General features: G+C 72.2%; 17 protein-coding genes. 9 read left to right on the top strand and 8 right to left on the bottom strand.

Annotated elements, in window-relative coordinates; translation table 11 throughout:
- Window positions 1-18: 18 nt before the first annotated feature.
- Together ABEA15_RS10835 and ABEA15_RS10830 are read right to left on the bottom strand one after the other, a co-directional pair.
- On the bottom strand, window positions 19-246 hold the full coding sequence (locus ABEA15_RS10835; protein ID WP_345556531.1) for a hypothetical protein: 228 nt from the start codon (window positions 244-246) through the stop codon (window positions 19-21).
- Between the two features lie 103 nt (window positions 247-349).
- Window positions 350-1,228 (bottom strand): hypothetical protein, encoded by an 879-nt coding sequence (locus ABEA15_RS10830; RefSeq protein ID WP_345556530.1) that lies wholly within the window; start codon window positions 1,226-1,228, stop codon window positions 350-352.
- Between the two features lie 319 nt (window positions 1,229-1,547).
- Here ABEA15_RS10830 and ABEA15_RS10825 point away from each other — a divergent pair, with 319 nt between their 5' ends.
- The 4 genes from ABEA15_RS10825 to ABEA15_RS10810 all read left to right on the top strand — a co-directional run bounded on the left by ABEA15_RS10825 (window position 1,548) and on the right by ABEA15_RS10810 (window position 5,596).
- Window positions 1,548-2,549 carry an ABC transporter ATP-binding protein gene (locus ABEA15_RS10825; RefSeq protein WP_345556529.1) on the top strand — a complete coding sequence of 334 codons (1,002 nt, stop codon included), beginning with the start codon at window positions 1,548-1,550 and terminating at the stop codon, window positions 2,547-2,549.
- A gap of 65 nt (window positions 2,550-2,614) precedes the next feature.
- Window positions 2,615-3,475, top strand: coding sequence for an ABC transporter permease (locus ABEA15_RS10820; protein WP_345556528.1), 861 nt, complete (start codon window positions 2,615-2,617; stop codon window positions 3,473-3,475).
- A gap of 184 nt (window positions 3,476-3,659) precedes the next feature.
- On the top strand, window positions 3,660-4,994 hold the full coding sequence (locus tag ABEA15_RS10815) for a sensor histidine kinase (protein ID WP_345556527.1): 1,335 nt from the start codon (window positions 3,660-3,662) through the stop codon (window positions 4,992-4,994).
- Window positions 4,991-5,596 carry a response regulator gene (locus tag ABEA15_RS10810; RefSeq protein ID WP_344142736.1) on the top strand — a complete coding sequence of 202 codons (606 nt, stop codon included), beginning with the start codon at window positions 4,991-4,993 and terminating at the stop codon, window positions 5,594-5,596. Before ABEA15_RS10815 ends, ABEA15_RS10810 begins: the two co-directional genes overlap by 4 nt.
- A gap of 72 nt (window positions 5,597-5,668) precedes the next feature.
- On the opposite strand, the gene ABEA15_RS10805 is transcribed toward ABEA15_RS10810, so the two are convergent.
- Window positions 5,669-7,864, bottom strand: coding sequence for a SpoIIE family protein phosphatase (locus ABEA15_RS10805; protein WP_345556565.1), 2,196 nt, complete (start codon window positions 7,862-7,864; stop codon window positions 5,669-5,671).
- 405 nt (window positions 7,865-8,269) lie between these two features.
- Here ABEA15_RS10805 and ABEA15_RS10800 point away from each other — a divergent pair, with 405 nt between their 5' ends.
- The 3 genes from ABEA15_RS10800 to ABEA15_RS10790 all read left to right on the top strand — a co-directional run bounded on the left by ABEA15_RS10800 (window position 8,270) and on the right by ABEA15_RS10790 (window position 14,348).
- Window positions 8,270-12,586 carry a HAMP domain-containing protein gene (locus ABEA15_RS10800; protein WP_345556526.1) on the top strand — a complete coding sequence of 1,439 codons (4,317 nt, stop codon included), beginning with the start codon at window positions 8,270-8,272 and terminating at the stop codon, window positions 12,584-12,586.
- 17 nt (window positions 12,587-12,603) lie between these two features.
- A complete protein-coding gene (locus ABEA15_RS10795; RefSeq protein ID WP_345556525.1) occupies window positions 12,604-13,242 on the top strand; it encodes a response regulator in 639 nt (212 codons plus the stop codon).
- 362 nt (window positions 13,243-13,604) lie between these two features.
- Window positions 13,605-14,348 (top strand): hypothetical protein, encoded by a 744-nt coding sequence (locus ABEA15_RS10790; protein WP_345556524.1) that lies wholly within the window; start codon window positions 13,605-13,607, stop codon window positions 14,346-14,348.
- 151 nt (window positions 14,349-14,499) lie between these two features.
- On the opposite strand, the gene ABEA15_RS10785 is transcribed toward ABEA15_RS10790, so the two are convergent.
- The 3 genes from ABEA15_RS10785 to ABEA15_RS10775 all read right to left on the bottom strand — a co-directional run bounded on the left by ABEA15_RS10785 (window position 14,500) and on the right by ABEA15_RS10775 (window position 18,811).
- Window positions 14,500-16,107 (bottom strand): CocE/NonD family hydrolase, encoded by a 1,608-nt coding sequence (locus tag ABEA15_RS10785; protein ID WP_345556523.1) that lies wholly within the window; start codon window positions 16,105-16,107, stop codon window positions 14,500-14,502.
- 339 nt (window positions 16,108-16,446) lie between these two features.
- Window positions 16,447-17,463 (bottom strand): aldo/keto reductase, encoded by a 1,017-nt coding sequence (locus tag ABEA15_RS10780; RefSeq protein ID WP_345556522.1) that lies wholly within the window; start codon window positions 17,461-17,463, stop codon window positions 16,447-16,449.
- Window positions 17,464-17,647: 184 nt separating this feature from the next.
- Window positions 17,648-18,811, bottom strand: coding sequence for a PAS domain-containing protein (locus ABEA15_RS10775; RefSeq protein ID WP_345556521.1), 1,164 nt, complete (start codon window positions 18,809-18,811; stop codon window positions 17,648-17,650).
- A 180-nt stretch (window positions 18,812-18,991) separates the two neighbouring features.
- Between ABEA15_RS10775 and ABEA15_RS10770 the strand changes: the two genes are divergently transcribed.
- Window positions 18,992-19,744, top strand: a complete 753-nt coding sequence (locus ABEA15_RS10770; protein ID WP_345556520.1) for an ANTAR domain-containing protein — start codon at window positions 18,992-18,994, stop codon at window positions 19,742-19,744.
- A 327-nt stretch (window positions 19,745-20,071) separates the two neighbouring features.
- A complete protein-coding gene (locus tag ABEA15_RS10765; protein ID WP_345556519.1) occupies window positions 20,072-20,422 on the top strand; it encodes an STAS domain-containing protein in 351 nt (116 codons plus the stop codon).
- Window positions 20,423-20,444: 22 nt separating this feature from the next.
- On the opposite strand, the gene ABEA15_RS10760 is transcribed toward ABEA15_RS10765, so the two are convergent.
- Window positions 20,445-21,407: an anti-sigma factor RsbA family regulatory protein gene (locus tag ABEA15_RS10760; protein WP_345556518.1), complete on the bottom strand. Its 963-nt coding sequence runs from the start codon at window positions 21,405-21,407 to the stop codon at window positions 20,445-20,447.
- Window positions 21,408-21,496: 89 nt separating this feature from the next.
- On the bottom strand, window positions 21,497-22,744 hold the full coding sequence (locus tag ABEA15_RS10755; protein ID WP_345556517.1) for a glycosyltransferase: 1,248 nt from the start codon (window positions 22,742-22,744) through the stop codon (window positions 21,497-21,499).
- Window positions 22,745-23,230: the final 486 nt, after the last annotated feature.

Here is a 23,230-nt window from a genome sequence, read left to right as displayed (position 1 = left end):
CTGCACCGGCCGATCGTGTCAGTCGAAGATGTCCTCGGCGGTGTCGACGCCAAGGGCGCGCTCCATCCAGGTGTCGAGTAGGTCGGGGTCGGTGCAGGCGCTGATGCGGCTCGCGACCTCGCCGGAGACGTTCAGCCCCCGGTGGCGGAGCGCGGAGACCACGCACTCCGCCTTGCCTTCGACCCTGCCTTCGCTGATGTACTTGCGGGCGAAGTCGGACTGGTAGGTGAAAGTCGGATTGGCCATCAGTGCATCCCGGTTCTCTCGTGCCGCTCCCTTGAGCGCGGTCGGGATCGCGCCGGAGGAACCGGGGATCGGGCGGTCGGCCCCGTCATGGGTGGTTCCCGCTCTACCGGTCGGATGTGGAGGCTCCGGGACTGTCGAAGATGTCTTCGGCGGCGTTGGCGCTGAAGGCGCGCGCGTGCCAGGTGTCGAGCTGGTCGGGGTCGGTGCAGGCGCTGACGCGGTTCGCGACCTCGTCCGAGACGTTCAGCCCCCGGTGGCGGAGCGCGGAGACCACGCACTCCGCCTTGCCTTCGACCCTGCCTTCGCTGATGTACTTGCGGGCGAAGTCGGACTGGTAGGTGAAAGTCGGATTGGCCATCAGTGCATCCCAGTTCTCTCGTGCCGCTCCCCTGAGCGCGGACACCATGTAGTCATGGTAGACGGAGAAGTCGTCGTTGTTGAGGGTTTTCAGCCCTTCCGCGCAGGCGACCAGGATCTTCTCCTCCTCGCCGCCGTGTGCCAGTGCCGAGAGCACCGCGAGCTCGGGGAGCTCCCTCGCCTCCTCCGCTGAGACGACCACCGGAATCTCGTCGGGCCCGACGACGAACGGGACCAGCCGCATACCGGGCTGGCCGAGGTCGATGGGCTCACGCGCCCACACAGCGGTCTTCTCGTCGGGGCAGAAGACGATCAGCATCACCGGGCATTCCAGGTTCTGGCGCACCGTGGCGATGTAGACCGGCCAGGAGTAGCGCTTCCGGGTGTCCTCTCTGCGCTGTACCTCGGCGATCACCGCCATGAGTGCCTGCGAGCCGTCGCGCAGGGCGACGACGCGGTCGCAGTAGAAGTTCGTGGTCTTGAACCGCGTGCAGTTCTCCGACGCCATGTCGGCGTGCTCGTACGGGGGGAGGTCGACACCGAACTCGTCCTCCAGTAGGCGCGTGACCAACTCAGGGCGGTTCTTGACGAACTCGATCGGCATCTCATGGGCGTTCGAGGGCATGGCGGGAAGCTATCGGGGTGCCGCGTGCGCTCGGGCGGAAACGCTGGAAAAACGCCGATGATCGGCTTATCGGGATGCGTTGAATTGCGCCCGAATACCGAACGCGTTCGCAGCGGACAGTGCCGTTCGCGCCGATTTTCTCCCATTCGCCGGGCGGTCGCGGTCCGGCGGGCGTTCCGAGTTCCGCGCCTACTGCTCGGTCCGAAATCCGGGCCCGCGCGCATGACAGGTGTCATGTGCGGGGCCGGGCGGTTCTCACGGGCGGGCGGTGACAACGGCTTCTTGGGCGCACGGCGAGTGAGACGGAAGAATCGAAGTCATGAGCACAGCAGAACGGCCCGCGGCCGAGCACGGCGCGGGCGAACCCGCGATCAGCGTCCGCGACCTGCGGCAGAGCTATGGCGACTTCGAGGCGGTCCGGGGGGTCTCCTTCGACGTCCGGCCGGGAGAGCTCTTCGCCCTGCTGGGCACCAACGGGGCGGGCAAGACCACGACCGTGGAGACCCTGGAGGGGTTCCGCCGCCCCAGCGCGGGAACGGTCCGCGTCCTGGGCGCCGACCCCTACGGGCAGCCGCCCGGCCTCCGCGACCGCGTCGACGCCGTACTGCAGCACAGCGGCCTGTTCCCGGAGCTGACCACCGCCGAGACAATCGACCTCTCCCGCGACCTCGCCGCCGACCCGATGGACCGCGCCGAGGTGCTGGAGCTGACCGGCCTCACCGAGAAGGCCGGCGTCCAGGTGCGCCAGCTCTCCGGAGGCCAGAAGCGCCGGCTCGACCTGGGGCTGGCGGTCCTCTCGCGCCCCGAGGTGCTGTTCCTGGACGAGCCGACCACCGGTATGGACCCCGAGGCCCGGCGGGCCACCTGGACGCTCATCGGCGACCTGGTCCGCCGGGGCACCGCCGTCCTGCTCACCACCCACCACCTGGAGGAGGCGGAGCACCTCGCCGGCCGGCTCGCCATCATGCACCGCGGCGAGTTCAGGGCCGAGGGCGCCCTGCACGACGTCGTCGTCGAATGGGGCGACCGCATCGCCTTCCGGATGCCCGCCGACGTCCGCTTCGAGGACCTGCCGGAGCTGCCGGGCGCGACCGCCGCCGCCGAGGTCCGCGGCGGCGACGCCTGGGTCCGCTACACCGTGCGCGGCGACGACGCCGACGGCCGCGCCCACCGGGCGATGGAGCCGCTGCTGGACTGGGCCCGCGAGCGCGGCACGTCCCTGGGCCGGCTGGAACTGCGCAGCGCGTCGCTGGAGGACGTCTTCCTCAGCGTCGCCGAGGGCGCTTCCGGCATCGCCGCGACCCCCGCCGGCGCCGACTGAACCGCCGCGCGCCCCGCGAGGGCCCCGCACGACTTCCGCCGCGCACGACCGCAGAGGAAACACACATGACCACCCCCACCCGCACGCCGGCGCGCAGCGGCTCCCCGGGAGCGCGCGTGCGCCACCCCGTACACCCGGTGCGCCAGGCCCTGCGGCTCACCCGCACCGAGCTCACCCTGATCTACCGGTACCGCACCGCGCTGTTCTACGTGCTGTTCCCGCTGTTCTTCGTCGGGATCGCGATGGTCACTCAGGGCGAGTCGGCCATCCCCGGAGTCAGGACCGAGGCGATCGCGCTCTCCGGAACCCCCGCCGTCATCGCGATGATGATCGGCGTCATGCACGCCTCCAACATCTACGCGGCCCGCCGCGAGCAGCTCATCCTCAAGCGGTTCCGCGCCAGCGGCGTCCCTCCGTTCGCGCTGTTCGGCGCGACGACCCTCTCGGTTCTGGCCGCGGTTGCCGTCCTCAGCGCCATGGTCTTCGCGGTGCTCGCCGCCGGGGTCGGCGAGCTGCCGAGCGACCCGGTGATGGTGGTGCTGACAGCGGTGCTGACCACGGTGACCATGTCGCTGTTCGGCGCGGCGTCCAGCCGCTTCGCGCGCAACGCCGAGAGCGCGCAGATGATGAGCATGGTCCCGTTCCTGCTCTTCTACGCCTCCAGCGGCATGATGGTGCCGCTGGCCATGCTGCCCGACTGGCTCGCGACCGCGTGTCGGCTGCTGCCGATGGCGCCGGCGGTGGACCTGCTGCGCAGCGGCTACCTCGGCCGGGACGTGTTCGGCGGGCTGGCGGGCGCGGACCCGGCATCGGTCGCGGAGCTGTGGGCGGCCGCGCTGCCGTCGCTGGCGGTCGTGCTGGTCTGGACGGCCGTCGCGGTGCTGTCCCTGCGCTCCTTCCGCTGGGACCCCCGCCAGCCCGGCTGAGCGTGCGACTCCGCCGGCGGGCCGCGGGCGCGCTCCCGCCGGCGGACCGGCGGCGGCGTGACCGGAGGACGGCCGGCCCCGCCGCCGCCGGCGTCCCCGACCGGGGGTGCCGTGCGTCTAGGCTGATCGGCGCGGCGAGCCGCGGCGAGCCGCACGGCGGGGAGACCGGCGGAAAGGAGTGCAGGTGGCCGACACCGACGCGGACGGCGGCACAGCGGTGCTGGCCGGTCATGCGGACCGGACCGGCCGCAGGCTGAACCGTGCGCGCCGCATCGTGCTGTCGCTGTCGACGACGACACCGCTCTTCTGCGTGTTCACCGCAGTCGCCGGCGCGACCAACCTCATGGCGCCCAACGAGGCGACGCGGACCTTCGCCAGCCGGGGGCCCTTCCCCCAGGACGTGGTGCTGTCCGCGGTCGGCGTGCTGTGCTCGGTGCTGGTGGCCTACCTGTCCATGCGGGTCATCCGCACCCGCATCGACCGCCCCAGCGCCACGCTGCGGCGCGACGTGGCGCTGTCCTACCTGGCGCTGCTGGTCACGGTCGGGCTGCTGGGCCCCAACCCCGCCACGCTGAGCGTCCCCCAGTTCTGGGCCGCCAGCGTCGCCGTCACCGGCCGGATCCGGGACAAGGCCGGCTACGCCGCGCTGATGCTGGCCGCGGGCGTCGCGCCGATCCTGGTGACGATGTGGGGCTCTCCCGCGTCGGCGATGGGCACGGTCGCCGCCTGGCTGGTGTTCTTCCACCTCATCGTCTTCCTGGTCATGCTGTTCAGCAACGTCGCAATCATCGTGCTGTGGGACGTCGTCACCGAGGCGCACGCCGCCCGCGACGCCCAGGCGCGGCTGGCGGTGACCGAGGAGCGGTTGCGCTTCGCCCGCGATATGCACGACCTGCTCGGCCACAGCCTGTCCGCGCTGGCCGTCAAGAGCGAGCTCGCGGCCCGGCTGGTGGAGGCCGATCCCCGGGCGGCCGGCCGCGAGATGAGCGCCGTGCAGCACCTCGCCCGCGACGCGCTGCGCGAGGTGCGCACCGCTGTGTCCGGATACCGCGACGTCAACCTGGCCGCCGAGGCCGAGGGCGTCCGGGCGGTTCTGGCCGCCGCCGGGGTGCGCTGCACCGTCACCGGCGCCGACACCGACGTCCCCGCGGAGCAGCGCTCGCTCGCCTCGTGGGTGGTGCGCGAGGGAACCACGAACGTGCTGCGGCACAGTTGCGCCAAGCGCTGCGCCGTGACTCTGCGCCGCGACAGCGACAGCCTGGTCGCCGAGGTCTTCGACGACGGTACGCAAGAGGGCGGTGACGGCGCGCCCTTCGGCAACGGTCTGTCCGGGCTGGCGGAGCGGGTCGCGAGCGCGGGGGGAGCGCTCACCGCCGGTCCCGCATCCGGCGGCGAGGGCTTCCTGCTGCGCGCCGTGCTGCCGCTGCCGGCGGCCACCCGCGGCGGCGGGGCGGTCGCGGAACCGCCGCCCGGCCGTGACCCGGGTCCAACACCGGGGAGGAAGGACGTGCCCGCGTGATCCGAGTCGTTCTCGCCGACGACGAGCACCTGGTGCGCGGCGCGATCGCGGCGCTGCTGGGGCTGGAGCCGGACCTGGAGGTGGTCTCCCAGGTCGGGCGCGGTGACGAGGTCGCCGGGGCCGTGGCCGCCACCGGCGCCGACATCGCGGTCCTGGACATCGAGATGCCGGGCAGGGGAGGACTGGAGGTCGCCGGCGAGCTGCGCGAGGCGGCGCCCGGATGCGGCGTGCTGATGCTGACCAGCTTCGGCCGCCCCGGCTACCTGCGCCGCGCGCTGGCCGCCGGCGCGCGCGGGTTCCTGGCCAAGGACGCCCCCGTCGACCAGCTCGCCGGCGCGATCCGCAAGGTGCACGAGGGAGGCCGCTACATCGACACCGAACTGGCCGCCGCCGCGATGGCCTCGGGTGAGAACCCCCTGACGGCCCGGGAGAGCGAGGTGCTCCGCTCGGCCGCAGAAGGCTGGGCGGTCGGCGAGATCGCCCGCACGCTGCACCTGAGCGAGGGCACCGTGCGCAACTACCTGTCCAGCGCCATCGCCAAGACCGGCGCCGCCAACCGCATGGCCGCCATCCGCACGGCCCAGGAGATGGGCTGGCTCTGACCGAGTGCGCCGCGCCGGCCGCCCTGTGCCGACGGGCTCGCCTCCGGTGGCCGCGGAGCGGTCCCGGGTGCGCTAAAGGAACCGCAGGACCAGCATCGCCGTGTCATCGGTGTGCCCGCCCGGGGCGAACTCCTCCAGATCGCGGTCGATGCGCACGATCACCGCCTGGGCCGTCAGCCCCGAGCAGTTGGCGAAGATCCGCGTGAGCCCGTCGTCGCCGAGCATGTCGGGGCCGTTGCGGCGCTCGGTCACGCCGTCGGTGACCGCCAGCAGCACCTCGCCCGAGTGGATCTCCATGGTCTCGGTGTAGAAGTCCACGTCCTCGAACGCGCCCAGCAGCGGCTGCGACGCGCCGACGGCGTCGACCTCGCCCTTCTGGTTGAGGCGCAGCGGCAGCGGGTGCCCCGCCGAGACCAGGCGCAGCCGCATGCCCTGGCCCGGCGCGCCCAGCGGGGTCATCTCGCCGTAGAGCATGGTCAGAAACCGCGTGCTGGTGTTCTCGTCCAGGATGGCCTTGTTCAGCCGTTCCATGATGTGCGCGGGCGAGAACCCCTCGCGGGCCAGTGCACGCAGGGTGTGGCGGGCCAGGCCGGTGACCGCCGCCGCGGCGGGCCCGGTGCCGCACACGTCGCCGATCGCGAAGCACCACCGCCCGTCGGTCGCGAACACGTCGTAGAAGTCGCCGCCGACCACCGTGCGCTCGTCGGCCGAGCGGTAGAACACCGCGTGGTCGACGCCGGGGATGGCCGGCTCCTTCTCCTTGGCGGGCAGCAGGCTGCGCTGCAGCGCCTCGCTCATCGAGGTCTGGCCGGCGTACAGCCGGGCGTTCTCCATCGCCGAGGAGACGCGGCGGGCGAGGTCGTCGACCACGTCGACGTCGTCGCGGGTGAAGTCGGCGTCGGCGTCCTTGCCCAGCGTCATCCGGCCGAGCGTCTGGCCGTGCGCCACCAGCGGAACGCTTATGGCGGGCCCCTCGGCCAGCTCCAGCAGCAGCTCGTCGACCAGCCCGGCCGCCGACAGCATCTCGCGGCTCCACAGCGGGCGCGGTTCGCGCTGGACGGGCGGCGGCAGCTCGGTCAGCAGGGTGCGCAGCACGTCGTTGTAGTTCTCGTTGCGGTGCATGGTGTGCGTCAGCCGCGTGGTGCCCAGCTCGCTGGTGGAGTGCACCGCGCACCAGCTGCCCAGCCGCGAGGCCACCAGCTGGCAGGCCAGGGCGGCCGTCATGTGCTCGTTGAGCGTGCCGGTGAGCAGGTCGCTGGCCTCGGCCAGGAAGCTCAGGCTCGCGCGCCGGGCGAGCTCGACCTCGGCCAGGCGGGCGCGCTCGATGGGCAGGGCGATACGGTCGGCGCCGTCCTGCAGCCGCTTGGCGGCGGTGTCGCCGAAGTGCCGGATGCGCCGCGAGGCCACGCCGATCAGGCCGGTGATGCGGCCGTCGACGATCAGCGGCGCGGTCACCAGCGAGCGCATGCCCGCCTGGGCCAGCTTGCCGCGGTGGGCGCGCGCGATCATCAGGTCGTCGTTGATTATGGCGCCTGGCGCGGGAGCCACAGAGGGGAACGTCTCCTCGGTGCGGCTGCGGAAGGGGCGCCAGGGGTCGTCGGTCAGCCCGGTGGCCGCGCGCAGGTCCCACTCGGTCTCGTCGGTCGTGGCCAGCGCGATGTAGGCGGCGTCGCCGCCCAGCGCGGACCGGGAGTACTCCACCGTGCGGTCGAGGAGGTCGGGCAGCGGCAGCCGCGCCGACAGGGCGGCGTCGAGCGCGGCCCAGGGGTTGGGCCGCGAGGGGCGGCGCCGCGGCTGGCGCACCGGAGCGGGCGGTCCCAGCGCCGCGCCGGGGGCCTCGTCCTGTCCGGCCTCGTCGCCTTCGGCCGCCTCGTCCTGGATGCGGAACCAGACGGCCTTGTCGTCCTTGCTGTAGCTGACGCCCCAGCTGGTCGCGATCGCCGCGGCCAGCGCGAGCCCCAGCCCGCCGCTGCGCCCGGGATCGGCGGCGGGGGCGGTGTCGACGGTGAGGGGGCCCGCCTGCGGCACGGCGCGCTCGGGGACGCGGTCGGCCACGACCACCTCGACGGCGCCGTGCAGGCGGCGCACGACCAGTTCGAGGACGCTCTCGGCGTGCACGACGGCGTTGGTCACCAGCTCGCTGACGAGCAGGACGACGTCGTCCGCGGCCTGACCGGCACCCCATTCGGTGAGGGTGTCGCGCACGAAGTCGCGCGCCTGGGCCGCGGTGGCGGGAGTGGGTGAGAACTCCCGGCGGGCGACTTTCATCGGCTCACCCGTGTCATGTGGCATCGTTTAGCCGTACGGTTTCGCGGTTGCGGGAGAAATGCGGATCCGAGCTGAGCGGAGCGGTACCGGCCACCATTCCCTACGATCTTCCCTTCGAGCGGTGACGTCCCGCCGTGTCCGCATCGACCCCCGGAAGCGGGCACAGTGGGTAAAGCAACCAAGCCATGATTTCAGCAACGTTCGTCTAGTGCGCGGTCAAGCCGCATAACCTGGAGCATCGCGGTCCATCTCGACTGGCGTCTGGTACGGCCGTCGACCATCACGGTACGGTGCGTCGATGACCATGGACGACGATCCTGCCAGGTGGGATCACGTGCCGACCAGGCGGCCCCGGTCCCCCACGGGCCCGAGATGCCCGTAGTGAGCAGTTTGAGGAGGGGATCCATGCCCGAGGCCACACGGGCGCCGGACAAGCACGACGCGCAGCTCGACGAGCTGCTCCGCGCGCTCTACAGCATGCGAGACGGCGATTTCAGTGTACGACTGGACTCTCGCGGCGAGGGCCGGTCCGGTGAGATCGCCTCTGTATTCAACCAGGTACTGGACCACTGCGAGCAGCTCAGCAGCGAGCTTCAGCGCGTGGGCGGCGTCGTCAGCACCGAGGGCCGGCTGAACGAGCGCATCGCCGTCAGCCCGGCCCGCGGCGCCTGGGGCAAGAGCGTCCGGTCGCTGAACCAGCTGCTCGACGAGGTCAGCGAGCCGGTGACCTCCGTCGCCCAGATCCTCGACGCGGTCGCCGGCGGCGACCTGTCCCAGCGCGTCGACCTCACCAGCCGCCACGGTTCGCTCCACGGCGACCTGCTGCGCCTGGCGACCTCGGTCAACCGCATGGCCGACCAGATGAACGGGTTCACCAACGAGGTCACGCGGGTCGCCCGCGAGGTGGGCACCGAGGGCAAGCTGGGCGGCAGCGCCCAGGTCGAGGGGGTCTCCGGCGCCTGGCGCGACGTCACCGAGTCCGTCAACCAGATGGCCTCGCGGCTGACCGCCCAGGTGCGCAACATCTCCGAGGTGACCACCGCGGTGGCCGAGGGTGACCTCAGCCGCAAGGTGACCGTCGACGTCCAGGGCGAGATGCTGCAGCTCAAGGACACCGTGAACGGCATGGTGGACCAGCTGGACTCCTTCGCCGACGAGGTCACGCGGGTGGCCCGCGAGGTGGGCACCGAGGGCAAGCTGGGCGGCCGCGCCAATGTCAAGGGCGGGTCGGGTATCTGGAAGGACCTGACCGACAACGTCAACTCCATGGCCGACAACCTGACCAACCAGGTACGCGACATCTCGCAGGTGACCACGGCCGTCGCGCGCGGCGACCTGAGCCGCAAGGTGACCGTCGACGTCCAGGGCGAGATGCTCCAGCTCAAGGACACGGTCAACACGATGGTGGACCAGCTCGACTCCTTCGCCGACGAGGTCACGCGGGTGGCCCGCGAGGTCGGTACCGAGGGCAAGCTGGGCGGCCGCGCCAACGTCAAGGGCGTCTCGGGCATCTGGAAGGACCTGACCGACAACGTCAACTCCATGGCCAACAGCCTCACCTACCAGGTGCGCAACATCTCGCAGGTGACCACGGCGGTGGCCAAGGGCGACCTGTCCAAGAAGATCACGGTCGACGCGCAGGGCGAGATGCTCGACCTCAAGGACACGGTCAACACGATGGTGGACCAGCTGGAGTCCTTCGCCAACGAGGTCACCCGCATGGCCCGCGAGGTGGGCACCGAGGGGACGCTCGGCGGCCAGGCGCACGTGCGCGGGGTGTCGGGGGTCTGGAAGGACCTGACCGACAACGTCAACTCCATGGCCAACAACCTGACCCACCAGGTGCGCCAGATCTCCATCGTCACCCAGGCGGTCGCCCGCGGCGACCTGACCAAGAAGGTCACCGTCAACGCCAAGGGCGAGATCCTGGAGCTGAAGGACACCATCAACGTCATGGTCGACCAGCTCTCGGCGTTCGCCGACGAGGTCACCCGCATGGCGCGCGAGGTGGGTACCGAGGGCAAGCTGGGAGGCCGCGCCGACGTCAGGGGCGTCTCGGGCATCTGGAACGCGCTCACCGAGAACGTCAACTCGATGTCGCAGAACCTGACCACACAGGTGCGCAATATCTCCCAGGTCACCTCGGCGGTGGCCAAGGGCGACCTGAGCAAGAAGATCACGGTCGACGCCCAGGGGGAGATCCTGGAGCTGAAGGACACCGTGAACATCATGGTCGACCAGCTCTCCGCGTTCGCCACCGAGGTCACACGCGTGGCCCACGAGGTCGGCAGTGAGGGCCAGCTGGGCGGCCAGGCCAAGGTCGACGGCGTGTCGGGCACCTGGAAGCAGCTGACCGACAGCGTGAACGAGCTGGCCGGCAACCTGACCACGCAGGTGCGCGCGATCGGTGAGGTCGCCAGCGCGGTCACCCGCGGCGATCTCACCCAGAACATCCAGGTCGACGCCCGCGGCGAGATGCAGAAGCTCAAGGACAACATCAACCTGATGGTGAGCAACCTGCGCGAGACCACCGCCTCGCAGCGCGACGAGGACTGGCTCAAGAGCAACCTCGCGCGCATCTCCGGCCGCATCCAGGGCCACCGCGACCTCAACGAGCTCGCGCGGCTGATCATGACCGAGGTCACGCCGCTGGTCGAGGCCCAGCACGGCGCCTGCTACCTGCCGGAGGAGAAGGACGACGAGGAGGTCTTCCTGCTCTTCGGCGGCTTCGGCTACCAGCCCGACGAGGACCGCCGCCGGGTGCGCTCGGGCACAGGCCTGATCGGCGAGGTGATCTCGCAGAAGCGCGAGATGATCATCCACGATGTGCCCTCGGACTACGTCAAGGTCGGCTCCGGCCTGGGCGAGGCCGCGCCGCTGACCATCGCGATCTTCCCGATCATCTCCGAGGACCGGGTCCTGGGCGTGGTCGAGCTGGGCTCCTACGGGCGCTTCCGCGAGGTCCACCTGGACTTCCTGCGCCAGCTCATGGCCCAGCTGGGCACCACGGTCAACACCATCCTGGCCAACTCCAAGACCGAGTACCTGCTGCTGCAGTCCCGCCAGCTCACCAACGCGCTGCAGGAGCGCTCCAACGAGCTGCAGCGCCAGCAGGAGGAGCTGCGCCGCAAGAACGCCGAGCTGCACAGCAAGGCCGGGCAGCTCGCCAGCCAGAACCGGGCGATCGAGCTGCAGAACCGGCAGATCGAGCGTGCGCGGCGCTCCCTGGAGGACCGCGCCCACCAGCTGCAGATCTCGTCCAAGTACAAGTCCGAGTTCCTGGCGAACATGTCCCACGAGCTGCGGACCCCGCTGAACAGCCTGCTCATCCTCGCGCGGCTGCTGGCCGACAACAGCGAGCAGAACCTGACCTCCAAGCAGGTGGAGTTCGCCCAGACCATCCACAAGGCGGGCAACGACCTGCTCCAGCTCATCGACGAGATCCTGGACCTGGCCAAGGTCGAGGCCGGCCGTGCCGAGGTGCAGCCCTCGGACGTGTCGATCAGCCAGCTGGTCGACTACGTCGAGGCGTCGTTCCGGCCGATGACCGCCGAGCGCGGCCTGGCCTTCGGTGTCGAGGTGTCCCCGGACATCCCGAGCTACCTGTGGACCGACGAGCAGCGTCTCCAGCAGATCCTGCGCAACCTGCTGTCCAACGCGGTGAAGTTCACCAGCACCGGCGAGGTCCGGCTGCTCATCGAGCCGGCCTGGGCGCTGGAGGACGCCGACCTGGACATGTTCGGCGAGAACGACGAGATCATCGCGTTCTCGGTGGCCGACACCGGTATCGGCATCCCCGACGACAAGCTTCAGGTGATCTTCGAGGCGTTCCACCAGGGCGACGGCGGTACCAGCCGCCGCTTCGGCGGGACCGGCCTGGGGCTGTCCATCAGCCAGAACTTCGCGCGGCTGCTCGGCGGCGAGATCCGGGTGCAGAGCGTGCACGGCGAGGGCAGTACGTTCACCCTGCTGCTTCCCGTACGGGTGCCCGAGGGCACGGCCCAGCGGCTGGACGCGTCGCTGGAGTCCCCGCCCGAGGTCACCGGCGCCCGCTCCGACATCGAGCCGCTGACCGAGGTCGACGTGCGGGTGCCCGACACCCCCGCCGAACTGGGGCCGCTGGAGACCGTCGAGCCCACCGCGCCCGACGACGAGGCCGAGCAGCCCGAGGAGGCGGCCGAGCCCGCGCCGGTGCCTGCCCTGGCCGAGCCGGTCGAGGGCGCGCAGGAGGGCGGCGGGTCCGCCGAGACGGGTGCTTCGGAGGACCCCGACCGCGACGCGGTGCTGGCCGGGCGCGAGGTGCTCATCGTCGACGACGACATCCGCAACGTGTTCGCGCTGACCAGCGCGCTGGAGGCGCACGGGCTCCGGGTGCACTTCTCCGACAACGGCCACTCGGGCATCGAGAAGCTGGAGGCCAACGAGAACGTCGAGCTGGTGCTGATGGACATCATGATGCCCGAGCTCGACGGCAACGCCACGACCAGGGCCATCCGGGAGATGCCGCAGTTCGCCGAGCTGCCGATCATCTCGCTGACGGCGAAGGCGATGCAGGGCGACCGCGAACGCAGTCTTGAGGCCGGCGCCTCGGACTACGTGACCAAGCCGGTCAACATCGACCACCTTTTGAACGTCATCCGCACGTGGTTGGACGGCGGCGCCGAGGACGGCGAGGGCCGGGAGGCCCCCGACGGCAACGACAGCCCGGACAGCACGGACTAGGAGCAGGAGCAGTAGACGTGCCGCAGAAGGCCAACATCCTCCTCGTCGACGACCGCGACGAGAACCTCACCGCGCTGGAGGCCATCCTCACCTCGCTGGACCAGAACCTGGTGCGCGCGAACTCGGGCGAGGCGGCACTGAAGGCGCTTCTCGAGGAAGAGTTCGCGGTGATCCTGCTGGACGTCGTGATGCCGGGCATGGACGGCTTCGAGACCGCCTCGCACATCAAGCAGCGCGAGAAGACCAAGGACGTCCCGATCATCTTCCTCACCGGTGCCGGCATCGACCGGCACCGGGTCTTCCGGGGATACGCATCGCGGGCGATCGACTATCTGACCAAGCCGTTCGACCCGTGGGTGCTGCGCTCCAAGGTCGAGGTGTTCGTCGAGCTGCACCAGATGAAGCAGCGGCTGCGCACGCAGTCGCAGATGCTCCAGCGCGAGCTGGCCACGGCGTCGGGGGAGTCCCCTCTTCCGGTGTCCGACCAGCTGTCCCGGCGCGTCGCCGACATCAACACCAACCTGGAGTCGCTGCGCGAGCGGATCGTCACCGACGACCACGAGACCGACCCGAACACGGTCGAGGCCGTGCGCGACCTCGACCGGTCGGTGGCGCAGCTCACCACCCTGGTGGACGCGATCCGGGGGCCGGAGTAGGCGACACCGGCCCGCCGATTGCCCGAACGGTCGGAACCGGGACGGTCCGGGCGGCGTCAGAGTGAACGAAGGCCGGCGCAGCAGCGGTGCGGCTGCCCGGGAAGCCCGTGGACCTGCGGTCTCGTGTATGTAACAAAGGGCGAATCATCCCTTTTCGGGACGAACGTGTCGCCTACGATGCCTACTCGTGCCGCGGCGCCCGCGGTGTTCCCGTGGCGGTTCGCCCCCGGCCCTCCGCCACAATTCGCATACTTCGCCCCCACTGTCAGGACCAGCTCGTCCTCCCCCTGGATTGAGTCGCTACATGTGGTGCGGCGCGGAATCCAGTTGCCTCTTCCCTCGGACTCATAGGAGCGACAGCCGTGTCCCGTACGATGACCCGCACTGCCTTCGGGCTCGCCGCCGCCTGCCTGGGTTTCGGCTCGCTCGGCACGACGCCGGCCTGGGCGGACAGCCTGGAGGGGTCGTCGGCCACCTACAGCTACACCTGTGAGGACCAGGTCGACGACCTGTCGGAGACGATGAACATCGAGATCTACGTCGGCGCTCCGGCCGAGGCCGAAGTCGGCCAGGAGATCGAGTTCCAGATGGAGCCCAGCGACTACAACTACTACTCCTACACCGACGGCGGCGAGATCACCTCGGGAACCCTGACCGTCGACGTCGAACTGGGCGGCGAGGCCGCCCCGACCTCCACCGCCAGCGCGTCCACCGAGGCCTCGGGCGGGTTCGGCGGCAACAACGAGGAGACCTTCGACGAGTCCGGGCTCTACGGCACGTTCACCCCGACCGCTCCGGGCGAGGTGACCGTGTCGCCGGGCGACATCACGATCGACGTCGAGCAGAGCCAGGGCCCCTCGACCACGGTCTGCTCGCCGGACAGCGCCACCGACGCGCTGGCGACGGTCAACGTGACCGGTGAGCCGATCGCCACCGAGACCCCCGCCGACGACGGGGGCGCGGGCGGCGCCTCCCAGGATCCCGTGGCCGCGGACGACGGCCCGTCGCAGGGCCTGCTGATCGGCGGCGCCGTGGCCGGCGGCCTGCTGGTGATCGTCGGCATCTCGTTCTTCGGGCTGATGTTCTTCTTCATGCGGCGCTCCTGAGGCCGACCGCCGCCGCGTCCGCCCGCCGGGCGCACGAGCGGGGGTGCCGACCGGGCGATCCGGTCGGCACCCCCGCTTTTCGCGGTTGCGGCCCGCGCGCCGGACCACCGCGGCCCGCGGCGGCCGGAGCGAGCGCGGCCCGCGCGCCGCCTCAGGCGGTCGGGACCGTCAGCGTGGAAGGACTCCCTGCAGGCGATCCGAAGGTGACGCGTTCCCCGACCGCGGACGCGCCGGTGTAGCGGGCGTCGCGGGTGTCGACGACCAGCGCCAGCCGGTGCCCGTCGGGCACCTCCCACACCACCGGCTCCATCCGCACGTCCACGCTCTGCGGCTGCCCCGGTTCGGCGCCGCGCAGCGTGTAGGGCTTGTGGGTGACCAAAGACCCGATGCCGTGCCTGTCGATGTCGTAGAGGTAGACGTAGAGGGACTGCTCGGCGGCGGTGGGGGTCACGGTCAGGCGGGCGCGGGGCGCGCCGCTGATCCGCGCGCCGCCGGGGTAGGGCTCGCCCGTCCACACCCCTGCGCGGCGCCGGTCCACCAGCGGCAGCGCCACCCCGGTGGGCAGGCCGGCGAACTGCTGGAGCGCGCCGCTGAGCAGCAGCGTCCCGCTCTCGGCGGTGGTACCGACCCCGGCGCGCACGTCGTAGTCCCAGCCGGTGCGCGGCTCGTCCTCGAGGCCGCCGGTGCGCTGCCAGTCGGTCCAGGACCGCGTGGGCTCGCCCAGGTGCAGCGTGGTCTCGTGCTCGCTCACCGACGGCCAGTCGGCATAGGACGCCCAGCCGCCGCCGCTGTTGGGCTTGACCCGGACCGGGTCCTCGCCGGCGACGCCGTTGTCGACGCCCCGCAGGTGGTGGTCGAACCAGCGCGTCAGCGACTTCCAGGTCTCGTTGGGCAGGCCGAACGCGCCGAAGGCCTCGGAGGTGGCGTGGTCGCCCGCCGAGAGCATCAGCCGCTTGGGGCCTGTGTAGGCGCTGTAGAAATCGGTGAGCTGGCTCGGCGGGAAGATGCCGTCGTTCCAGGCGTGGCCGATCATGATGGCGGGTCCGCTGGCGTTGAGGGCGCCGAGCTTGGTGGCCGCCGAGCGCTCCGGCGACAGCTCCAGCGCGGGCCGGACGTTGCCCTTGCGGTACTCCGACTCCATCTCCAGCAGCGCGTCGCCGGGCCGGCCCGTCAGGTGCGCCGAGGTGAGCAGCAGTTCGACGGCCTGGTAGCTGATCGTCTCGTTGGCGTAAACGGAATCGGCGAGGTCGGCCCAGCCGCTCATCGCGCCGACGGCGCGGACGCGGTCGTCGGCCGCCGCCGTAAGCAGGCTGATCCCGGCGCCGTAGGAGATCCCCGCCATGCCGATGCGCTCGGGATCGGCGTCGGTCTCGCGCAGTGCCCAGTCGATGACCCTGCTCGCGTCGGCCACGTCTGCGGGGCCGGCGACCTCGACCTCGCCGCCGGAGTCCCAGAAGCCGCGGGAGGTGTAGCTGACCACCTGGTAGCCCGACTCGTAGGCCAGGCGTTCGGCGGCTCCGACGTAGAGCAGGTTGCTGGTGGACCAGGCCGCCGGCATGACCAGCAGCGGCCGCGGGCCCTCGTAGCCGGTGGGGGTGATGACCATGGCCCTCAGGTCGATTCCGCCGTGGCCCGGGATGGTGCGGTAGGCGACCTCGGCACCGGTCGCGGTGTCGTCGGCCGATGCGGGAAGTGACAGAGAGGATACGAGGAGTATCGAGGCGAGCGCGGTCGCCAACAGTGTGCGGGGTGCGTGCATGCTGACCTCGGACGCGACGTCCGGCCGCGGGGCCGGGAGGGGCGGGGGGATCGCAGGGGCGGGTGTCTGCGTGCGCGGCGGCGGGCGCGCCTCCCGCGGCCGCGCGACTACTCGGCGGTAAGTTACTAGAGGGTTAAATTAAACCGTTGGATCCGCCGTGTAAAGGGCGCGGACCGGAAGGGGCCGCTGCCCTGGACGACCGCGGCCGGAGCGCGCCGCGCGGTGCGGCGGGCGTCGCGTCCTCCGCGCGCCGCAGCGGGCCGGGGCGCACCCGCCCCGACCCGCTGCTGGCGGTCACCACCGTCCGCACCGGCCGCGGTCTGTTGCCGCGGGCGGAGTTCAGCGCCGGCGCGCGGAGGCCCGCAGCTCCGGCGGGGTCCAGCCCGCGTCGGCCCGGTTGAGGTTGGTGCCCGGCGGCACGATCTCGTCGATGCGGTCCAGGACCTCGGCCGGCAGCCGAACCTCTGCGGCGCTCAGCTGCGACTCAAGCTGCTCCATGGTCCGCGGCCCGATGATCGCCGAGCTGACGGCCGGGTGCTCCAGCACGAAGGCCAGGGCCAGCTCGATCAGAGTCAGACCGTTGTCCTCGGCCAGGCGCACCAGCTCTTCGACGGCCTCCAGCTTGGCCGCGTTCTGCGGCTTCGCCGGGTCATAGCGTTCCGGTATCCGGTCCATCCGCGGGCTGTCGACCTCGACGCCCTTGCGGTACTTGCCCGAGAGCCACCCGCCCGCGAGCGGGCTCCAGGGCAGTACGCCCATGCCGTACTCGCGTGCGACCGGAAGCACGTCGGCCTCGATGCCGCGGGCGAGGATCGAGTAGGGCGGCTGCTCGGTGACGAACCGCTCCCGGCCGCGGCGCTCCGCCACCCAGTGCGACTCCACGATCCGGTGCGCCGGGAACGTCGAGCATCCCGCGTAGCGGATCTTGCCCGCGCGCACGAGGTCGGTGAGCGCCCCCAGCGTCTCGTCGAGGTCGCACTCGGGGTCGGGCCGGTGGATCTGGTACAGGTCGATGTGGTCGGTTTCCAGCCTGCGCAGGCTGTTCTCCACCTCGCGGACGAGCCAGCGCCGCGAGTTGCCCCGCATGTTGGGGTCCTCGCCCATGGAGCCGTGGGCTTTCGTGGCGAGGACGACGTCGTCGCGGCGCCCGGAGAGGGCCTTTCCGACGACCTCCTCCGACTCGCCCGCCGAGTACACGTCGGCGGTGTCGATGACGTTGATTCCGGCGTCGAGCGCCCGGTGGATGATCCGCACGCCGTCGTCGTGGTCGCTGTTCGCCCAGGAACCGAAGTTCATGGCCCCCAGGGTGAGCGGGCTGACCCTGACGCCGGTGCGGCCCAATGCTGCGTAGTCCATGGCCGGCGGCCTTTCGTGACGTCTTCAGCACGGCGGTCGGCGGGTGCGCGGACCGCCGACCGCCAACCTACGCCAGGAGCAGGCGGTACTCGCGGACCGAGGGCGACGGTGGGGAGGACCGGGTGACCGCACCGGGGGCGGCAGCGCGCCTTCCGTCTCGTCTCCCGCCTCCGGCCGCCGGGCCTCACCCTGCGGTGCGGGGCGGCAGCGCCAGGCCGATGTGCTCGCCGATCTCCTCGATCAGGCCCAGGTCGGCCAGGCGGAAGCTGCCGCGGTTGCTGCGGCGGATCAGGGTGAGGGCGCCCCGCACGCCGCGGCTGCCCTTGAGCGGCACGCACATCAGCGAACCCGCGCCCAGGGCGCTGAGCACCGGTGCGCCGCCCGCGGCCTCGCCCAGCGCCGTCTCGTCGTCGATGAGCTGGTTGAGCAGCGACTCGCCGTTCTTCAGCACCTCGCGCGGGATCTCCGAGCGCAACGGGTCCAGCGACTCCACCATCCGCCGCTGCTCGTCCTCGCCCGACGGGCCGGCGACGACCGCGCGGCGCGCCTGCTCGGCGCTGTCGGGCAGGTCGCACACGTCGACCACCACCCAGTCTGCGTAGGAGTCCGCGAGCAGCGCGGCCGCGTCGTCCAGCGCCAGCGGGCGGCCCGCGCCGCCGGGCCCCGCGCTGGCCAGCAGCAGGCGCGTCATCCGGGTCAGCACGTCGAGCCGGCGGGCGGCCAGCACGACGACCTGGTCCTCCACCTCGGGCTCCAGCGGTGCGGGTCCCTCGTCCTCCCCGCTCTCCAGCGGCGGCGACAGCGCCACCAGCACCAGCGGGGCCGCCTCGGTGGGCACGTCCAGCCGGGTGAGCGTCATGTGCACGTCCTCGGCCCACCCGCGCTGGGCCAGCCGCGACTCGAAGGACGCCGACTCCCCGCTGCGCAGCACCGCCGCCAGCCGCGAGCGCATCGCGGCCCGGCGGCGCAGGTCCACGAAGTGGGCGAACGGCTTGCCGGAGAGGTAGCCGGGGGAGCTGCCCAGGCGGTCGGCGCCGATCGCGTTGATCCGCCGGATGTAGCCCTCGTGGTCGAGCAGCACCACGGGCACGCTGAGCTGGCTGAACACGGCGCGCAGCACCGACCGCTCGTCGTCGCCGTTGGACCGGCGCGGCGCCGCCGACTCGGCCGCGGCAAGGCGGCGGCCGCAGTCCTGGAGCAGCTGCTCGGCGAAGCCGAGCTCGGCCAGGGCCGCCTCAGCGGTGTCGGCGGAGTCGTCGGGGTACATCGTGTGCGTGCTGCGCAGTGCCGCCACGCGATCGCTCAGCTCGGCGATCTCGCGCTGCAGCTCGGCGAGGTTCTCCGGCACGCTGGGACTCCTGACGTGGGACGGGCGGGCAGCCGGGCGGGCCCGGCCCCCAGCATGACGCTAGCGCATGGAACGGTCCCGGTGAGATCACGGTTACCGTGGAGTCACGGTCCGCTCGACACGCCCTTCCCGGCCACCCGGCCGCGGCGGGGCATCGGACCGGAAAGGGGGACGGTGCCCATGTGGGTCGACCGCCTCGCGCGCGAGATCGGTGCGCTGGGCCAGGCGGAGACCGCCACACCGGAGCGCGCGCTGGACAGGATGAGCGCGGCGGCCGCACGCGAGGTCCCCGGATGCTCCGCGGCGATCGTCGTCATCTGGCACGACATCGCGCCGGGCGACGACCGCTCCGACGAGTCGGAGCGGGTCGCGGGCAGGCACGTCGTCGTCGACTACGGTGCCTCCCACTCCGACCTGGCCACCGCCTTCGAGTACCAGTACACCACCGACGAGGGGCCCACGGTCGAGGCCGTGCGCGAGATGCGCCCGGTGACCGTGGGCGACGTACTGCGCGAGGAGCGCTGGCCCTCCTACACCAGCATGGCCGTGCAATGCGGCGACCGGTCCTCGGTGACCTTCCCGTGCAAGCTGGAGGGCGAGGTGGTGACCTTCGGCGTGCACGCTGGCCGGGCGGACGCGTTCGACGGCGACGCGGTCACTCCGCTGATGGCGCTGCTCGCCGAACACGCGGCGGTCGCGCTGCACAGCGCCGGCCGCTACACCGACGTGGCGCGGGAGGCCGCCCACATGCGCCGCGCGATGTCGGTGCGCGCGGTCATCGACCAGGCCAAGGGCATCATCATGCACGCGCGCGGCTGCGACGCCGACGAGGCCTTCGCCGAGCTGCGGCGGGTCGCCCAGCGCAACCGGATGAAGGTCGCCGACGTCGCGCGCAGCCTGGTGGCCGAGCACGCAGAGAACAGCGGGCGCTAGCCGCGGTGCGCGCCGGACGGGGCGGCCGAGCGGCCGCCCGCCGCGAGTCACGGACCGGCCGCGGGCGTGCAGACGTGCGGGTACCGACGAGTATCAGTGTTATGACGCTGTGCGACGCGATCTGTATCGACCGCTGTCATGCGGTTAATGTTGAGCGCACGCCGAACACCGGCTCGCCGGAGCGGGTCCGGGAACCGCGGCCCGCCTCCTGCCCGTTGCAGGGGGACGGCCGCGAAGGCGGTGCACGGCGCCGCCGGTCGACGGCGGTGCGGGGGAGAGACGGTCCGCGGCGCGCAGCGCCTCCAGCGGGAATCGAGGAACGCGACTGTGGTGACGGACATCCCGGTCCGGCCGGAGGGCGACGTCGTGGTGGTCGCCCCTGAGGGCGAGCTCGACGCCGTGACCTCGCCCGGCCTCGCCGACGCGCTCGACGAACTGCTGGCGGCCGAACCCCCGTGGCGCGGGATCGTGATCGACCTCTCGCGCGTGGGCTTCTGCGACTCCCGCTGCATCGGCGTCCTCGTCTCCGCTTACCGCCAGGCCCGCGACCAGGGCGTCGGTCTGGCGGTCGCGGCCCCGCAGCGCAGCGTGCTGCGCCTGTTCGTGATCGCCGGGATCGACCAGGTCCTGCGCATCGAGGAGGACACCGGCCACGCGGTGGAGACCGTCCTCGCCTGAAGCGGGCGCGGCTTCCGCCGGCTCAGGCGCGGAAGTGCAGTCTGACCAGCGTGCCGTCGGCGTCGGCGGTGATCTCCATGAAGTCGCACACCTGCCGGGTTATCCACAGGCCGTAGCCGCGCGGGCCGAGCGGGTCGGCCGGGGCGTAGCCCGACAGGGGGTCGCGCAGGCCGGGCCCCCGGTCGGCGATGTCGCACACGATCCAGCCGGGCCTGCGCCACAGGGTGACGGTCCCGCCGCCGCGCCCGTGCTCGACGGCGTTGGCGGCCAGCTCGTTGACCGCCAGGACCAGGTCGCCCAGCCGCTCGGGCGGTACCTCGGCCTTCTCGGCGAGCTCGGTGACCGCCGTGCGCAGCGACGCGAGATCGGGGTCGATCTCCAGGCTGCGCCGCTCGCCGGCGGGCGCCGGCAGCAGGCGGGCGAGGTCGGGAGCACTGAAGTCGGCCGGCTCGACGTAGTCGGGGCTGCCGTGCTCGTCGCCCCGGGCCACCAGCACCGGGTGGGTGCGCCGCACGTCGTGCTGCACGCGGGCGGGCAGGGCGCGGCTGTCGTGCAGGCACAGCAGCCGCAGCCGGGTGCCGGCCAGTGCGCGTGTCAGTACCGAGTCCAGCCGGTGCCACTCACGCAGCCGCATCGGGTCGTCCACCGGAAGGGGAGGCTCGCCCACAACGAGCACCGGGCGGGGATGCTCGGTGCGGGCGCGCCCGTACAGGGTCGCCAGGGTGCGGCCGGGCGCGGTGTAGAGCTCGTCGCGCTCGACGCACTCCACCGCGGCGGCGCCGGCGGGCGGCAGTCCCGCCAGGAGCGCTGCGCGGGTGGGCTTCGCGACGCCCAGTACCGCGCGGTCGCCGCTGTCCAGCGCGGCGCGCAGCCGCGGCAGGACACGGCCGCGCAGGTCCTCCGCGGAGGAGAAGAACACACCCCGGTGCTGAAAGTCCGCGGTCCGGTCCGCATGGGTCCCGGCCGTCTCAGCGCGCGACGTCATGGTCTCACCCCGGCAGCCCTCCCAGCCGCAGCCGCCGCCCCGTCCGGTCCGCACGGGCGCCGGCCGCACAGTCGGCGCCCGAACGCCGACTAGTGTGCACCATCACCCGCGGCGTAGGGCAGCTCGCCCTCCGCCTCAGGGCAGGCTCGCCGGTAGACGCGCTCGGTCTCGGCCGCGACCCGCTCCCAGGTGAACCGCGAGGCAGCGCGGTCGCAGCCGGCGATGCCGTAAGCCGTCGCCATGGTGGGCTCGGCCGTCAGCGAGCGCACGGCGCGGGCCAGCGCATCGGGCCGGGCCTGGCGCAGCAGCGTGCCGGTCGTGCCGTGCAGCACGGCCTCGTTGACGATCCCGGCTCCGCGGGCGACCACCGGGAGCCCGCAGGCCATGGCCTCCAGCACGGCGCCGCCGCAGGGCTCGTAGGCGGCGCCGGAGACGTAGACGTCGGCGGAGCGCAGCAGCCGGGGCAGCTCCTTGCGGTCGAGGGGGCCGGTGAGGCTGAGCCTGTCGTCCACCCCCGCCTCCTTGGCGAGCAGCTCCAGGCGCCGCGCGTCGTCGTTCAGCGGCAGCTCGACCTGCGCGGGCCCGGCGACGAGCGTCAGCTCGGCGTCGGGCAGCCGGCGCAGTGTGGCGATCAGCACATCGGCGCCGCCGGCCGCCAGGTCGGTCACCGAGGCCATGCGCAGGCGGCCGTTCTTGCGCGGACTCCAGGTGTCAGCGGAGGTGCCGCCCTCGGAGCTGAAGTGGTCGGTGTCCACGCCGCTGGGGACGACACTGACCCGGTCCCGCGGCAGGCCCATGCGCGCGAGCTCGAAGCGCTGGTCGGCGGAGGCGACCAGCACGTGGTCGGCGCGCCCGGCGACCGCGGCCTCGATGCGGGCGCGGTCGGTCCGCTCGGGCAGCCCGGCCCGCTGCTCGGCGGCGTTGAGCGCGTGGAAGGTCTGCACGAGGCGCGGCCGGCCGCCCTCGTCGCCCGCGGCCTGGGCGGCCGAGACCGCGGCGAGCCCGCTGGTCCAGCCGAAGGCGTGCAGCACGTCGGGGCGGTCCTCGGCGATCCGCTCGCCCAGCTCCCGGGCGAAGGTACCGGTGTGCTCGGCGGCGGCCCCCTCCTCAAGGCGGCGCTGGGGCCCGGCCGCGAGGTGCTCGACGGCGACGCCGCGGCCCATGCGCGAGCGTTCGGGCAGGTCGGGCGCGTGTCGGCGGGCGTAGACGGTCACGCGGTGCCCGGCCTTGGCCAGCTGGCGGGAGAGCGCGGCGATCTGGACGCTGTCACCGCAGGCGGGTTCGCCCTTGTGGGCGGGAAGCGGGTTGGCGTGCTCGGCGACCATGGCGATCTTCACGTGTGACTCCTCACGGCGAGACGACGACCCGGCGCGAAAGCAGGAGCAGGGCCGCAGGATTGCGTTGCAGCGCACGTCGCGGCGCCGACGGGCGCGCGAAGCCGCGGTGCCGGCGGGACGGACTCGGCGGGGCTCGGCAGCGGCGCGTCCGCGCGCAAGGCGGCGGAGGGGGATCCGGCGGCGCTTGGGGCCGGGAGTCCGGCGACCGAAGGACGGCCGCGTCGGCGCGCGGCGCCTCCACGCGGGGCGGAGGCGGCGGGCGACGGGCGGGAAGGGGTAGGAGGGTCCGGATGACAGCGGAAACCGGGCAGACGCATGGAGATCACACCTTCGAGCGTTCGCGGAAATACGAAAAGCGCTCGCTGAGAACGCAGGCGCGATGGAACAGCGCCGCGGCGAGCGCGCGAACGTCGGTGTGTCTGCGTCTTAGACACCCAACGGCCCCGATTATGCCAGAGCCGCGACGGCCCAACAAGGAAGTCCCCG

The organism is Streptomonospora halophila (assembly GCF_039542725.1).
GTDB classification, from domain to species: domain Bacteria; phylum Actinomycetota; class Actinomycetes; order Streptosporangiales; family Streptosporangiaceae; genus Streptomonospora; species Streptomonospora halophila.
The sequence above is the reverse complement of the archived record's forward strand: the minus strand, read 5'-3'. Positions and strand labels throughout refer to the sequence as shown.